The 15,689-nt window shown below is 40.4% G+C and carries 15 protein-coding genes; 5 read left to right on the top strand and 10 right to left on the bottom strand.

Going from position 1 to position 15,689, the window contains the following annotated elements:
- Nucleotides 1-42 precede the first annotated feature (42 nt).
- A complete protein-coding gene (locus tag H5089_RS03625; protein WP_182711496.1) occupies nt 43-1,290 on the bottom strand; it encodes a DEAD/DEAH box helicase in 1,248 nt (415 codons plus the stop codon).
- Nucleotides 1,291-1,466: 176 nt separating this feature from the next.
- Entirely contained in the window at nt 1,467-2,168 is a 702-nt protein-coding gene (locus H5089_RS03620; protein ID WP_182711495.1) for a DUF3581 domain-containing protein, read from the bottom strand.
- Nucleotides 2,169-2,370: 202 nt separating this feature from the next.
- On the opposite strand from H5089_RS03620, the gene H5089_RS03615 reads away from it, so the two are divergent.
- Both H5089_RS03615 and H5089_RS03610 read left to right on the top strand, forming a co-directional pair.
- Nucleotides 2,371-3,150, top strand: a complete 780-nt coding sequence (locus tag H5089_RS03615) for a CPBP family intramembrane glutamic endopeptidase (protein ID WP_259396037.1) — start codon at nt 2,371-2,373, stop codon at nt 3,148-3,150.
- A 104-nt stretch (nt 3,151-3,254) separates the two neighbouring features.
- The gene (locus H5089_RS03610) at nt 3,255-3,647 is read left to right on the top strand and encodes a hypothetical protein (RefSeq protein ID WP_154903480.1); all 393 of its coding nucleotides are present in this window, start codon (nt 3,255-3,257) and stop codon (nt 3,645-3,647) included.
- Between the two features lie 16 nt (nt 3,648-3,663).
- Here the strand turns inward: H5089_RS03610 and H5089_RS03605 are convergent, their stop codons facing one another.
- The 5 genes from H5089_RS03605 to proB form a co-directional block, all read right to left on the bottom strand.
- Nucleotides 3,664-3,963 (bottom strand): hypothetical protein, encoded by a 300-nt coding sequence (locus H5089_RS03605; protein ID WP_002958795.1) that lies wholly within the window; start codon nt 3,961-3,963, stop codon nt 3,664-3,666.
- A 163-nt stretch (nt 3,964-4,126) separates the two neighbouring features.
- Nucleotides 4,127-5,611 (bottom strand): glutamate--tRNA ligase, encoded by a 1,485-nt coding sequence (gene gltX / locus H5089_RS03600; RefSeq protein WP_002961608.1) that lies wholly within the window; start codon nt 5,609-5,611, stop codon nt 4,127-4,129.
- A gap of 39 nt (nt 5,612-5,650) precedes the next feature.
- On the bottom strand, nt 5,651-6,010 hold the full coding sequence (locus H5089_RS03595) for a glutaredoxin domain-containing protein (RefSeq protein ID WP_002961611.1): 360 nt from the start codon (nt 6,008-6,010) through the stop codon (nt 5,651-5,653).
- Nucleotides 6,011-6,066: 56 nt separating this feature from the next.
- The gene (locus tag H5089_RS03590; protein ID WP_182711493.1) at nt 6,067-7,041 is read right to left on the bottom strand and encodes a GGDEF domain-containing protein; all 975 of its coding nucleotides are present in this window, start codon (nt 7,039-7,041) and stop codon (nt 6,067-6,069) included.
- Nucleotides 7,042-7,142: 101 nt separating this feature from the next.
- Nucleotides 7,143-8,246, bottom strand: coding sequence for a glutamate 5-kinase (gene proB / locus H5089_RS03585; protein ID WP_024597326.1), 1,104 nt, complete (start codon nt 8,244-8,246; stop codon nt 7,143-7,145).
- A gap of 119 nt (nt 8,247-8,365) precedes the next feature.
- On the opposite strand from proB, the gene H5089_RS03580 reads away from it, so the two are divergent.
- Complete coding sequence (locus H5089_RS03580; RefSeq protein WP_024597327.1) at nt 8,366-9,325, top strand: DMT family transporter; 960 nt, start codon at nt 8,366-8,368, stop codon at nt 9,323-9,325.
- Here the strand turns inward: H5089_RS03580 and H5089_RS03575 are convergent.
- The 3 genes from H5089_RS03575 to pdsO are packed head-to-tail and all read right to left on the bottom strand — an operon-like array spanning nt 9,220 to nt 12,618.
- Nucleotides 9,220-9,825 carry a class GN sortase gene (locus tag H5089_RS03575; RefSeq protein WP_182673329.1) on the bottom strand — a complete coding sequence of 202 codons (606 nt, stop codon included), beginning with the start codon at nt 9,823-9,825 and terminating at the stop codon, nt 9,220-9,222. The two genes, H5089_RS03580 and H5089_RS03575, sit on opposite strands and share 106 nt — an antisense overlap.
- Entirely contained in the window at nt 9,822-11,840 is a 2,019-nt protein-coding gene (locus H5089_RS03570) for a marine proteobacterial sortase target protein (RefSeq protein WP_182711492.1), read from the bottom strand. Before H5089_RS03570 ends, H5089_RS03575 begins: the two co-directional genes overlap by 4 nt.
- A gap of 46 nt (nt 11,841-11,886) precedes the next feature.
- Entirely contained in the window at nt 11,887-12,618 is a 732-nt protein-coding gene (gene pdsO, locus H5089_RS03565; RefSeq protein ID WP_182711491.1) for a sortase-associated OmpA-like protein PdsO, read from the bottom strand.
- Between the two features lie 204 nt (nt 12,619-12,822).
- On the opposite strand from pdsO, the gene pdsR reads away from it, so the two are divergent.
- Both pdsR and pdsS read left to right on the top strand, forming a co-directional pair.
- Entirely contained in the window at nt 12,823-13,512 is a 690-nt protein-coding gene (gene pdsR, locus H5089_RS03560; RefSeq protein ID WP_182711490.1) for a proteobacterial dedicated sortase system response regulator, read from the top strand.
- Complete coding sequence (gene pdsS, locus H5089_RS03555; protein ID WP_182711489.1) at nt 13,512-15,650, top strand: proteobacterial dedicated sortase system histidine kinase; 2,139 nt, start codon at nt 13,512-13,514, stop codon at nt 15,648-15,650. The genes pdsR and pdsS overlap by 1 nt, the downstream gene beginning before the upstream one ends.
- Nucleotides 15,651-15,689 lie beyond the last annotated feature (39 nt).

Here is a 15,689-nt window from a genome sequence, read left to right as displayed (position 1 = left end):
TTTAATAGCTCCAGTATAGGCAAAAAAGTAAACTAAAAGCTATTATTTACGACGTCTACTTGGCTCTCTTTTACCTGTAATGCGTTTTTTATCGCGATCTTTTCGAGATTTATTCGTATTTTTACGATTATCTTTGGGCTTTTTATTTAAGTCAGGCTCGTAACCTTCTAACCACTGCGGCGTTAAACGCGTATCGAGTAATACTTCAATTTCTTCTAGCAGCCATTGCTCATCAAGACTTACCAATGACATAGCAAGCCCTTGTTCACCAGCGCGACCTGTACGGCCAATACGGTGCACATAATCCTCGGCAATGTACGGCAGTTCAAAATTAATTACGTATCTAAGTGTAGAAATATCTAAACCACGCGCAGCTACATCGGTTGCAACAAGTACGCGTGTAATACCTTCTTTAAAGTTTTGCAATGCACGGTCGCGTGCGCCTTGCGATTTGTCGCCATGGATTGATTCGGTTTTTAAACCATCTTTACACATTTCTTTAGCAAGCTGATCAGCCATTTGTTTTGTGCGAGTAAAAATAAGCACTTGGCGCCAGTTTTTCATGCCAATCATGTGCGATACAAGCTCGCGTTTGCGGTCCTCATCAACCGAATAAATAATTTGTTCTACTTCAACGGCTGCTGAGTTACGTTTATCTACTTCAATTAGCTCTGGATTTTTTAGTAACTTTTTACTGAGCTCAAACACGCTGTCATCAAACGTAGCTGAAAATAATAAGGTTTGGCGATCGCCTGGAATATGGCGCAATATACGTCTTATTTCATCAATAAAACCCATATCAAGCATGCGGTCGGCTTCGTCAAACACTAAAGAGTCTACGCTTGAAAGTACCACACTGCCTTTAACTATATGATCAAGCAAACGCCCTGGTGTGGCCACTATAACTTGTGCTGTTTTAAGTGCTTTTATTTGAGGGCCAATACTTGCACCACCATAGGCTAAAGCACCATTGATGTTAGTGCCTTGTGCGTACTTTTCAAAGCTGGCAAATACTTGCTGAGCAAGCTCTCGTGTTGGCGTTAAAATTACAACGCGGGCAAGGCCTTGCTCATCTTTTTTAGGGGTATTTAAAAGCTTATGTAACAGAGGTAAAACAAAGGCGGCGGTTTTACCCGTACCTGTTTGCGCGCTGCCCATTACATCACTTCCGGCTAAAATAGGCGGAATAGTTTTAATCTGAATTGCGGTAGGCTGAGTGTAATTATTTTGCTCAATCGCTGTTAATAATAACGGGTCGAGATTAAGTGATGAGAACGTAGTGGCAGACATAGGCTTAGCTTTAAAATAACAAAGAGCGCTATTGTACGCATATTACTGTACTGCGTAAATTAACCAGTCCAGAAAAGTATTTAATCGTGATTGCTCTCTTTCGCTTTAGCGCTAAAATAATAAAAAAGGCGCTAAATAACCGTTGTATTTAGCGCCTTTTATAATTTGCTGTAGCTTTAAGCTGGCTTTAGTGTCGCTTTACGTTCGTTGTAAAACGCTATTAAATCGTCAACTGTTGCTTGGCAGTATTCGCGAATACCCGAAACCACCATGTGCTTTTCACCACAACCCACTTTAACGCCGTTTTCTAACAGGTTAAAACGTAGTGTAATTTTTCCGCGCTTACCAGTGTACTCAAAGCTTGGCTCTGCAAATTCAAGTATTGGCGCTGTTATATCAAGGTTATCAAGATTAATAAGCATTGATTCGTAAATTATCATCGGACGAGCAGGGTTTATCATTACCTCTTGCTTGCCCATTAATGGGATAATTACATGCGGAAAGGTAGTACCAGAAAACTCAACATAATTTTTTATTAGACTATTAGTTAGTGCTGGGCATTGGCTGGTTTTACCGCTGCGCTTTACCTTTAAAATGACTTTTTCGCCATTGGTTACATCAAACTCATCGGCTCCCTCAGGGAAATGAAGTTTGGTGTTTTCATCAACCATACCGGCAAAAGTAAATTCCATTTGTTCACTAATACCGTAGCGGTCTAGTACCAATGAAAAAAGTAAGTCTCCTGGCGCGCAAAACTTTTTGGCATCTTTGTCATGAAGTGGATTGTAATCGTCAGCAACGCATTTAGCGAAGCGACAACCCTGCTCACGAGAGATAGAAACATAATCAGCATGCTGCTGAAAAAAAGGACTTAACATAGTTTGTTCACTGCTTAAACTGCTTATAACCTATCTATATTACCAGAAAAAAAATATTGAGAGGTCGAATCTGTTAGATTAATGGCTAAATAAAACAGAGTAATAAAAAACAATGGCCTTTTATTTATTAGCACTATCAATTATATGTGTTTTTCCGTACTGCAAAATATCAATAATGCGGCAACCCCTTTGGCACTACTTAATGGCTTTAAGTGTAGTAAGTGGGTATTTTCAAGGTTATATAAATTTGTATGCTCTGCTCAGCATTGGGCTTTACGTTGTTTTATACTACTGTGTGCTAAATGCAAAGCGGGCAATAATACGCGCTATTTTAGGTACTGTTTTTATAATTTCCTCACTGGCATTAGCACTTCATTGGGTGCCTGGTTTTAATAACCTCCCTATTGTTATAGATGAGCGTATTACAAGCGATGCGATTGCTTTTACCCTTTATGCTAATTTTGATAAAGCTATGGCTGGGTTATTCCTTTGTGCTTACTTTTATTCGAATAAAAAAGCTTTAAAAGCAGACTCTAATAAAGCAGGCCCATTAAACGTTAAACAACCCATTTTAATAGTTATTACTACTGTTTTAGCTTCGCTCACTGCGGCTTTAACACTTGGACTTGTAAGCTTTAACCCAAAAGTGCCCAACTTTTGGTTAGCCTTTATTGCTATTAATCTTTTATTTACCTGTGTAGCTGAGGAAGCTTTATTTCGAGGTTTATTACAAACCAAACTTAGCCAAATAATCACATCTACTCGCCTAGCGCTACTTGCCCCAATAATGACAGCTGCAGTGTTTGCTTTGGCGCATTTTGCTGGAGGATTTAACTATGTATTGGTCTCATTTATTGCAGGCTTAGGATATAGCTATATTTTTTATAAAACGCAGCGCTTAGAGTGGGCTATTATATGTCATTGGTTAGTTAATGTTTGCCACTTCTTTTTGTTTACTTACCCTATGCTCAGTAAAATCTAAATACATTTACAAATGCTAACAATTTACCCGTTAGCAAACATTGCCAGCGTTTGATTTTGTTAGTAATTTACTACTTTAAATAATAAATTAAAGGACTAATAAATATGCTACGTTTTATAGCGGCAATAACAGTGCTGGCCACAATAACCGGTTGTTCAGGAATGACCTATCATACAGACATAGACAACGGTGTTTTATCTCAAGAAATTGGCACCTACGTTAATAAAAGAGATTTACAGCAATTTTATAGCGACCAAGAAGCACACGAAAGTGGCGCAACACTTTTAGGCCGAATAGAAGGTGAAAGCTGTGATGGCGACGGTATGGGCAACAATAATGTAAGCTACAATCGCTCTAAATCAAACGCGATTGATTTACTTAAAGCTGATGCTATGCGCAGGGGCGGGAATGCTTTTACTATTAATTCCTGTAGTGAAACCTCTGTATCGTACTGCGACCTATCTGTTTTATGCACCGGACAGGCCTACGACTATTAATAAGTAAAAGTGCAAATTATATATTAAGCGCAAAGCTCAGTAGTACACGCTTTCCAGACTCGATTTTAGATACGCTGTGTTCGTACTTATCGGGTCTGAACAAATACACGCGATTAAATAAATTTATAATGCATTTTGAGCATTTAAATACCCCACCCGCTTTAGGTTTCTCTAATACAAAATTAAGCTTGTAATAGCGCCCTTGCTGCACAGGGTCAATATGGTTCATTACGCTATGATTGGTTGGGTAAGTAACAAGGTTTATCGAAAATGTGTTACTGCTAAAAATGGCTTTGTTTTTTACAGGTGCAATCATACTGCCTCCTATGAGTTTATATGCCGCATTGTAGCATTTAGTAAATTATGAATGCTTAGGCTAAACAATATCAAAATACGATGTCATATAGCTAAACAGCCTGAAACAAAAAAGCCGAACTTATTTTACTAAGCTCGGCTTTTAAAAGTACATTGTTTAGCAATTATGCACTTGGGTATTCGCGGTACGCACGCTCTATATTTTTAGCCTGCTTTTTAGAAATACCTAAATGAGCAAGCGCAACACGTAAACGAGCACGTGATAAGTCAGAGCCTAATATTTCCATTGCATCAAGCACTGACGTACTTGATGTTTTGCCTGTAATTGCGACAAAAATTGGCTCTAAAAAGTCTTTAATTTTAAGCTCGTGGAATGTAGCCACTTCTTTTGCAATTGCAAAAATAGCGGGCTTATCAAAGCTACGTAAGCCTTCTAGCTGCCATACAAAAAATTGTAGTGCTTGGCGTATTACGTTTTCGTCTGCTTTACCAGCTGTTAATAGCGCAGGGTCGTAAGTTGGAATACCACCTACAAAGTGCCCTGCCAGCTCAACCATATCCGAAAGGGTATTAATACGCGTTTTAGCCTCAGGTAATACTTTAGCTAACATTTCACCGTTAAACTTCCAATCAACAAAGCGCTGAATTAACTGCTCGTCGGTTAGATTTTCGCGGATCCACATGCCGTTTAACCAGCTTAATTTATCCACGTCGAATACTGGGCCACCAAGCGATACGCGCTTCATGTCAAAGTTTTCAATCATTTCATTAAGTGTGAACTTTTCACGCTCATCTGGCATTGACCAACCCATACGACCTAAGTAGTTAAGCACGGCTTCTGGCAGGTAACCCATTTCTTTATAGTAGTTAATAGACGTTGGGTTTTTACGCTTAGATAGCTTTGATTTATCTGGGTTACGTAGTAATGGTAAATGACCAAGTACTGGCGCTTCCCAACCAAAATCTTCGTAAAGTTTTAATAACTTAGGTGCTGAGTTAATCCACTCTTCGCCACGGAAAATATGACTAATTTGCATATGGTGGTCATCAACTACGTTCGCTAAAAAGTACGTTGGGAAACCATCCGCTTTTAAAAGCACTTGCATGTCTACGTTTTCCCACGGGATCTCAATTTCATCTCGTAGGTAGTCGTTAAACTTAAATGTGCCTTCGCTTGGGATTTTCATACGTATAACGTAAGGTTTGCCTGCCGCTAAGTTTGCTTTAATTTCTTCATCTGTATGGTTTAAACCACGACCGTCGTATTTAGGGCGCAAGCCTTCTGCCATTTGCTCTTCACGCATTTGATCAAGCTCTTCGCTTGTTGCAAAGCAGTAAAACGCTTTACCATCGTCAACTAACTGATGCGCGTATTTTTTATATAAATCGCTACGCTCAGATTGACGGTAAGGACCAAATTCGCCACCCACATCAGGACCATGATCCCACTCAAGCCCTAACCAGCGTAAGCTATCCATAATCGCAAGTTCAGACTCTGGCGTGCTACGTACTTGGTCTGTATCTTCTATACGAAGTACAAATTCACCGCCTTGTTGTTTAGCAAAACAGTAGTTAAATAAGGCGATATAAGCGGTGCCAAGATGCGGGTCACCAGTTGGCGACGGGGCAACACGGGTGCGAATTGTCATGGTAAATTCTCTTTAAATAAGTGAGATAATAAAAGTGGTTTATGCAGCTACTTTGTTTAAGTAAGCAATAATATCGTTTGATTCATACAGCCATTGTACTTGGCCATTTTTCTCTATACGCAGACAAGGCACTTTAACTTTGCCGCCTTGCTCAAGAAGCTCTTGACGATATTGCTCATTATTTTTTGCATCACGCGTTTCTATGTTTAAGCCTTCGCGCTTAATAGCGCGGCGTACTTTTACACAAAACGGGCATGCTTTAAATTGGTACAGTTTAAATTGTGAGGTTTGCTGATCAAGCTGTGCTTGCTCGTCGCTTGCACGCTTTTTACTGCGAGGAGTAAATACAAAATTAAAGAATAAGATTATACAACCTAAAAACCAACGAACTAATTTCATGTTCTGTGCTCTGCTTACAACAATTTAAGGAGCCAGATTTTAGCACAAATTTACAATCAAAAAAGCTCAATACTGTTATCTATCTTTGGTTCGTTATTAACTTCTAATTCACTGTAGGAGGTAACTCTATTACGGCCAGTATTTTTAGAGTAGTAAAGCGCTAAATCAGCCTGATTTACAATACTCGATACAGTATCAATACTCACTAACTCTAAAAAACCAATGCTAATGGTTAATTGGCCAATTTGTGGAAAAGGGTATTGGGCAACATTAAGGCGTAACCGGTTAAGTGCAACATGTGCATCAGCCTCTGTTTTTGCTTGAAATAACATTGCAAATTCTTCACCACCATACCTAAATACATAGTCTTCAATTCTAAAATTATTTTTTAGTAGCCGTGCAACAAGTAAAATAACCTCATCGCCAATTACATGCCCGTAGTTATCATTAATATTTTTAAAGTTGTCGATATCGGCAATAGCTAAATACCAACGTCGCTTTTTATTGTTATCATTTCTTGGTAACAAAAAACCGTTACCCGATACAATCTCAATTACTTTTTTATCAAATGTTTGCCTATTTAAAAGCTCTGTAAGTGGATCTAACCGCGACTTATATAATAGCCCAAGCTGATTAGCATAAATATTTAAAATATGTACAGCTAACATAGTTATTCGTTCTGGTAATTCTTGCTCGGTTTCTATTAATAAAGTGCCGACTACTTTTCCAAAATGATAAATAGGCACGTAACTTGATGTGCTACTAAAGGCATAGCTCACCCTAATTTTATTTTGAGTGACCTTTTGTAATAACAATGATGCTTCATCTGGGCTTAATTGCTCTAAATTACTGTTTGAATTAATAAGAGTAGGGGGTATGGGGGCTGAAAAATTTTTATTGACGTAAATGGCAAAATTATCAACTTCGAGCAAGTCGCTAATTATTTGTATTAATGCGCTATCTAAATCACTTTCTTCCTCTTGCTGGGTAAGCTTAATAATCCATTCGTGCCCACACTTATTTGCCTTCATTACACTGCCTAAACTAATTAAACTTTTATTAGTCTAGACAATACTCATGAATTTACTAAGTTATGAGGTAATACTTATTAACTAATCCTTTAGAATAGGTATTAAAGTAATACTAAGTCGTCGCGATGCAATACTTCTGCACCACTATCGTATTCAAGTAACTCACCTATTTGATTTGAGTGTGCGCCTTTGATTTTATTTACCTCGGTACTGCTAAAACGCGTTAAGCCACGTGCAATTACTTGATTTTTAGTATCTATTAAATCAATTAAATCGCCTCTTTCAAAACGTCCAAATGCATTAGTAACGCCTTTAGCAAGTAAGCTTGCACCTTTATTTTGAAGGGCACTAATAGCACCTGCATCTATAACAATTTGGCCGGTACTTTTAGGCCCAGCTAGTAGCCATTTTTTACGGCCATCTTTTGGGGCGGTGAGTTTTAAAAAGCGTGTACCAGGTAACTCGTCACTCATACATTTTAAAATAACGTTTTTACCAGCGCCTTTAGCAATAATGACTTCAACGCCTGCACGCCTTGCGATGTCGGCTGCTTGTAATTTGGTTGCCATGCCGCCAGTACCTAAGTTTGTACCACTGCCACCAGCAAGTTGGCGCAGCTCATCGTTTATATGTGTTACTTCGCCAATGAGGGTGGCATCGGCATTTGTGCGAGGATCGCTGGTAAATAACCCTTCTTGATCGGTAAGTAGCAATAATTTATTAGCATTAGCCAAAATAGCAACAAGTGCCGATAAATTATCGTTGTCGCCTACTTTTATTTCACTGGTAGCGACTGCGTCATTTTCGTTAATGATGGGCACAACGTCGTAATTTAATAACGCATTGAGTGTATCGCGGGCATTAAGGTAGCGCTCTCTGTCGTCTACATCAGCGCGAGTAAGCAGCATTTGCCCTACATTTACCCCATATAAAGCAAACAAGCTCTGCCAAATATGAATAAGTTGACCTTGTCCAATTGCAGCAAGCATTTGTTTATCAATTAAGCTTCTGCCACAGGGTTTTAATAGTTGTTCGCGCCCAGCAGCAACCGCGCCGCTCGATACTAAAATAACCTGATGCCCCTGCTTTTTAAGCTCGCAGCATTGGCGTACTAATTCAACCATATGTGCTTTGTCTAGCTTATCGGTGCCGCCAGTTAGTACGCTTGTACCAAGCTTTACAACTATTACCTGTTCCCTTTGCATGTGCTTTTTACTATTGATTAATTAAAGATGAATTAATTTATACCAGCTCGGTATTTTTGAACAAGTTAAAAATTTTCATGCTAGGATCTGATTTTATTAAATTAAGTAAATTACTCTCTATGCCTGCCAGTTTATGTTTAATTATTGCCACCTTTTTATGGGGCAGCTCTTTTATTGCGCTGAAATACGCCATTGCTATTTACGACCCTGCATTGGTGATATTTTTACGCATGCTCACCACGTTAGTTTTGTCGCTTTGTTTATGGCGCTACGTTATTCGGTTTGAGTACTTAAAAGGTGACTGGAAGTATTTAGTGGGTATGTCGCTTGCTGAGCCTTGCTTATACTTTTTATTTGAAGGCCATGCAATGGAATACACATCAGCCTCGCAGGCCGGTGTCATTGTCTCTTGCTTGCCTATTATTATTGCGTTGCTTGCCTTTGTATTACTTAAAGAGCATATAAGCAAAGCCATTGTTGTCGGTTTTACGCTGTGTATAGGCGGCAGTATTTTACTTACGCTTCTTTCACCAAGTACCGACCAAGCACCTAATCCGTTACTAGGTAACTTTTTAGAGCTTATGGCTATGGTGTGCGCTGCATTTTATACCGTAAGTATTAAACATTTAGCTAATCGCTACTCGCCCCTGACTTTAATTGCGTTGCAAGGTATTAGCGGCAGCTTGTTTTTTGCGCCGTTTTTATTTTTTATCGACCTACCAAGCGAAAATCAACACGACTTAACTGCGCTCATGAGCATTTTGTATTTAGGCTCGTGTGTAACCCTTGGCGGCTACGGCATGTACAACTATGCAATTAGCAAGGTATCGGTATTAACCGCTGCTGCGTACTCTAATTTAATTCCTATTTTTACACTTATTTTGTCAGCTATTATTTTGGGCGAAGTGCTCAACGTTTGGCAATGGCTGAGCATATTTGTGGTATTTATTGGCGTAATGGTAAGCCAGCGCCATCAAGAACTCGTGGTTGATATACCGCTTAGTGAATCAGGCGAAGACATTTGCGCAGATACAAGCAATCTTAAATCAGTACCCGAGGCAAGCGAATCAAAAGGGTAACAGGTAAGCAAATACAGCCCAGGTGTTTGTAAAAATGAGTTTTGGGATTGATGAATAACCTCAATCCCCGTTACCTTATAATTTTGAATCACCCCACTTTGCAGCTGCAAAGTAAACGCCTCTCCCACTTTGGCGTTTTGTAAAAATGCAAAGTGGGTGTCGTTATGCCCAGCTATTAGCGCGCCCTTTTCGTTTCCAAATTCTTTTCCGCCCAGCTCCCCTGCAGGTAAAAATTGGCTAGGCGCAAACGCTAAATTACGACCACTCGCTCCAGCCAATACACTTAATGTTTTATTATGGCTTGGCCAATCAAGCTTTGCAGTCACGTAGCTGTCGGCGTAATACCACGGCTTTACTTTAGTGCCGGGTGATTTAAGCGCCTCTTGCCATGCTTGCTCAATTAATACTTGAGCAAGCCATGCTTTTGCCTGCATATAAGCACCGTGACCAAATAATCCAAGCCCAGCTATTAGTAAACCCGCGCTTAGCCACTTTTTCATTTACGTGCCCTGCTTAATTTAAATGATCGGTTTATTTTAAGGGCGCTAAATCCCAATAATAAAATACAGCCTAGTAATATATGTAACCTGCTTTGCCCATCGGTTTGCGGTAAACGCATTGCCATACCTTGTGGTACTGCATTAGTAGCTTGCGCCGTTTGCTCTGCCACTTCTTTTATTTGAGTTTGTTCAATCGCTATAAAAGCAGTAAACGGGCTAAGTAATTGATGAGTAAGCGCAAGCTCCTGTACTTCATCTTTAACTACACTTTGCTCGTTGTATAAAAGTAATGACTTGATTTTTTGGCGCGCCCACAGTTTTGCTATACCTTGAGCGCTTGAGCTATTTTGTGTACTTAATTTAATACTTAAAGGACCTTGTGCTGTTTGCCCAGCAAGTACCACATTTTTAGCATTATTAAGTTTTATGGCGACCATGATAGGCTCACCAAAATATAAATCAGGTAGTGGTGACGGCCAAAAATCTAAGCTGTTACCGCTTTCATCGCTTAGCCCCAAATTAGTAATAGCCGGATGTGCAAGCTTATCAAACAACTGCTGCATTTTAGGTTGCACCTCGCTTGTGCTGCCTATAAACGTAAATGAGCCTTTACCTATATCTGCCGCTCGGCGCATAAAAAAGCTATTCGGTGCGCTGCCAATACCCACTGTAAATAAGCGGCTATCGCCTAATTTACTTTGAATATTTTTAAATAATGCATCTTCATTACTTACGCTGCCATCAGTTAAAAATACAACTTGGCGCACAAAACCATCAAACTCGCTACCATCAAGTACGGCATTAAGCGCACCTTGTATTTCAGTGCCACCGTCGGCCTCTAGGCTATAAATAAATCGCTCTGCACGGCGTAAATTAAAGTCACTGGCTATAAGTGGTTTATCGCTCATTGGAGTTACTATGTTGTCAAAACCAATAATGTTAAAGCTGTCGTCGCTATCAAGTAATGAAAGTGCATAAAACAACGCTTTTTTAGCTTGCTCCATAGATTGCCCATGCATAGAGCCTGACGTATCAACTACAAATACCATTTCACGAGGTAAGCGCTGTGTTTGTGTGAAATGATCCCCTGGTGGCATTAGCATAGCAAGCCCGTATCGGTCACCATTTTCAAACTGCTGAGTAAAAAATGCGGCTTGAGCTTGCTCTTTTTGCAGCGGTTTAAACTCAAGTACAAAGTCGCGATTAACTGCATTTGTCTCATTTAACGCTATTTTATATTGTCCAAACGCGGTGTTTTGCACATCAACATTGTGAAATTTAGAATTGATATCCACCAGCTCTAAGCCTACGTCTATATCTATGTTTAAGCTAAATTGGCTGCTTGGTACGTTATCATTTTGATTACTGCTTTTAATACTGTAAACAGGGCTTAACCATCCCGTTGGGAGTGAGTTAAAGTGCGTTTGGTTCTGAGTACTCACCTCAACTTCACCACTAATCGCGTGATAACGCGGTGTAATGGTAGTAGGAAATCTAATAGCAAATGTGCCGCTGCTGTAATCAATTATTTCTTGATACTCAAGCTCAATAATTACTTGCTCACCAGGACCAATGTTTGCCACATTCGTAATAAACATATTGGCGCGTTGCTGGCGTACAAGGGCCGCTTGCTTACCTGCTTTTTTAGCTTCTTCGTATTTTTTTTCGGCTTCCACTTTTTTATCAATTTGGCCTTTAATGACTCGCTCACCTATACGCATAGTCATGGCATGTACGGCGCTTTCATCAGGCAATGGAAAAACGTAGCGCGCATTAACCGCAAACGGGTTTTCGTTTTGATAGGTTTGCGTGACTACAACATGATTAATCAGGCCAGTTAAGGTCATATTGGCGTCGCTTTTTAATATTATTGCTGGGCCTGCTGGCGCACCATTGCTATCAAAAAGTTCTAACTTGGGTGATTGCGCATGGCTTTTGAAGCTCGCTAACAGCACAATCGCTATGAATATAAAAATGCTTACTTTAGTAAGCATTTTGGTCGGTTTACTCAACATAAAATCACTCCATCGAACGCTTTGTTTTACTTAGATTCAGTTAGATTTAGTTACTCGCCGTTTGGCCATTTACTGGATTCATTGAGCGAGTGGTAAGCGTTACGCGTCTATCAAAAAAGTTATCTTCCACCGTGTTGCTGTTAGCCAATGTTTGCTGCTCGCCAAATGCCTGCGTGCTTAAACGTTTGTGGCTCACACCGTGCTTTATTAAATAGCTTTGCACGGCATTTACACGCGCTTTAGAAAGTAAAAGGTTGGCTTGCTCATCGCCGCGCTGATCGGCAAAGCCACTTAAATCAAGTGCGAGTTGTGGTTGGTTGTTTAACAAGGTAACGAGTTGGTCTAACTGCAGTGCAAAATGCGGGGCAATAACACTTGAACCTGTTTTAAATTGCACCGTCATCGCCAATAAGTTATTAATTTGAACTTGAGTAAACTGCTCATTTTGATTGGCAAGCACTTCTAGCTGTTGCTCTAACATATTGTTGTGGTTAAGCACGTGTTGGTAATCGCTGGTTTTTTCTTTCATAACCGTAATTGCACGCTCTTGCTCTGCAATTTTGTTATCAGCTACTTTTGAATCACCTATTAAACCACCGGCAAATGCCCCAATAAACGCGCCTATTGGCCCGCCTACTACGCCGCCAATAATAGCGCCTGCACCTAAACCAATAGCCGTTTCTTTATGGGCTTCTTTTGATGGCGTGTTAGATGTTGAGGCAATTGCTGGAGTACAAAAACTAGCAACGAGTGTTAATGCAATTAATGTCTTCTTCATGATTTGACCCTTAAACTTACTTTTTAATTTGTGATGTTTTGTTTTGATGGACCTATTAAAACAAGTTCAAGTGGCAACAAAGGGGATCAAAAATGGCAAACTGCTGAGCAATTGTGGCAAAAAAATGGCAATTGCCTTTTTAAGCGTACTTAGCTTAAAAACTTCGATATAGTGCACAGCAGAGCCGATAGGATAATGATTAAGATGAAAAAAATAGCCATCGTTGAAGATGAACCCGCAATCCGCGAAAACTACATAGAAATGCTGAGCGCACAGGGCTACCAAGTCAGTGGCTTTGCCGATCGCGCCAGCGCTGAAGCTGCATTTAAAAATGCCCTGCCCGATTTAGCCATTGTTGATATTGGCCTAGGCCATGAAATAGATGGTGGTTTTTTACTGTGCCAAACATTGCGATCGCTTTCTAAAACACTGCCTATTATTTTTTTAACCGCCCGCGATAGCGAAATAGATACCGTATGCGGCCTACGCATGGGCGCCGACGACTACCTAACAAAAGACATAAGCTTGGCTCACTTGGCTGCACGTATTGGTGCGCTATTTCGCCGAATGGAAGCACTTGAACAACCCGCTGATGCAAATGCACTCATAACACGCGGGCAGTTAACGCTCGACACGCAACGTATGCAGGTATTTTGGCAGCAACAATTAGTTGATTTAACCGTAACCGAGTTTTGGATGCTGCATTCACTCGCCCAGCGACCAGGCCATGTTAAAAGCCGTAACGATTTAATGAGCGATGCAAAAATTTATGTAGACGACAGCACTATTACTTCACACGTAAAGCGTATTCGTAAAAAATTTATAGCACTCGACAGCTCCTTTGATTGCATAGATACCGTGTATGGCATGGGCTACAGGTGGGAAGAATACTAATGCTACGATTTGGTCTACGCAGTAAATTTATATTACTTTCATGTTTTTTGTTTTTGCTACCGTGGCTTGGCTACGAGTACGTATGGGAAATGGAAAAGTTTTTACGCCAAGGCCAAGAAAAAACCCTCGTAGGCACCACTCGCGCACTTGCTACCGCATTACATGAGCGCCCTGCATTATTTGACGAGCAAACCAACTTTTTAGACCAAGTTGTAAAAGGTCGTGATTTATACGCTTATAATCTTAAAAACCCTATTCAGCTCGACGGTAAACTTAACGATTGGGACAGCTATCAACCGTTATTTTGGCACTACGACAAACGCTATTTACAAAAAACAGATAACAAACATCAAGCCAGTGACTTATCGTTTGATCATATGGTTGGCAAGTTTGATAACTACTTATACGCCGCATTTAAAGTCACCGACAATACCCTTATTTATCGCGCTAAAAATAGTTTAAGCATTACCAATAACGATTATTTACAAATTGGCTTAAAAACACCTGACGGCCAATTTAATACCTATATAATTGCGCCACGCCAAGATGGCTGGGTTAATGCGTTTGATGCAAATACCAAAGCCCCTTTTACAAAAATTCAGGGCTATTTTGAAAGTACCGAATCAGGTTATAACGTAGAGCTGCGCTTTCCTATTAGCATGCTGGGCAACAAACTTGGCTTTGCTATTGTTGACATTGATAGTAAAGAGGCATTGCTAGAGCCTAAAATAATGTCGACCTCAAACTTAAATAACCCAAACGATTTAGGCTCAGTATTAGTCCCTTCTCCAGAAATTAGCCGTATTTTAAAAGGTATGGGCCACAGTGGTAGCCGCATTTGGGTGGTTGATAACCATCATCGTGTACTTGCGCAATCGGGTACTATTCAAAATGCAGATGGCGTATGGGCTGATGGACTTGCTAACAAAGCACCTGAAACTTGGTGGCAGCGCTTTGAGCAAAATTACTTACACCCAATTTACTATAAAATATTAACGCGCCCCGAAAATGAGTTTTTAGATACCCTGCACGATGTAGCTTCTATGCAGGGCACACATTTAGCGAAAGCATTAAAAGGACAACCTGCATCGTCTTGGCGCTTAACTCCCGACAGCAAAGCCGTTATTTTATCGGCCGCTTACCCTATTTGGATTCAAGACCAAGTAATTGGCGCGGTAATAGCAGAGGAAACCACAAACGGCGTACGTACGCTGCGTAACAAGTCACTTGAAAAACTCTTTAACGTTATTTTAGCTGTGATGCTAATTGGTACTGTCACATTGTTCTTTTTTGCCTCACGTATATCGAACCGAATTAGGCGGCTGCGCGATACCGCTGAGCAAGCAATTGATGCACAAGGGCGTGTTACCGGCAGTATTAATTACAGCGATGCTAACGATGAAATTGGGGATCTGTCTCGTAGTTTTTCAAACATTGTGAGCCGACTTGGTGGCTATACCGATTACTTAGAAAATATGTCGTCGCGGTTATCGCATGAGCTGCGCACGCCAGTTGCCGTAGTGCGCTCATCACTCGAGAACTTACAAAGCTTGCCACAGAACGAGCAGAGCCAAAAATACCTCGACCGCGCCAGTGAAGGCGTTGAACGCTTAGGTAAAATAATAACCACCATGAGCGAAGCCACTCGCCTTGAGCAAAGCATTCAAAGCAACGAACCTGAACCTTTTGATTTACAAAAAGTAATAAATGGCTGCATGCAAGGCTATCAGCTTACTTACCCAAACCAGTTATTTACGCTTGATGTATGCCAAAACAAATTACCTATGCAAGGTGCTCCGGAGTTTATAGCTCAGCTGCTTGATAAACTTATTAATAACGCGCTGGAGTTTAGTGAAGCCAATACGGCTATTAATGTAGGCCTTAAGCAGAGCGAAAATAAAGCAACATTAACTGTGAGTAATACTGGTCCCGCTTTACCTGAAGGGTTAACTGAGCATATTTTTGATTCAATGGTGTCGGTACGTAGCCAGCAAATGCAGCAACAGCCACATTTGGGATTAGGGCTTTATATTGTAAGGCTGGTGTGCGACTACCATAAAGGCAGTGTAACCGCGCAAAACAACGAACAAGGTGATGGTGTAGTATTTACCGTAACACTGCCGTTAGTTAATGGTTAAGGCTGTATTTATACCGTTATATTTGTACCGTTATATTTG

It is taken from the genome of Pseudoalteromonas sp. SR45-1 (assembly GCF_014163655.1).
In the GTDB taxonomy this organism is placed as follows: Bacteria; Pseudomonadota; Gammaproteobacteria; order Enterobacterales; family Alteromonadaceae; genus Pseudoalteromonas; species Pseudoalteromonas distincta.
Note: the sequence above shows the minus strand (reverse complement) of the source record. Positions and strands in the feature narration are given on the sequence as shown.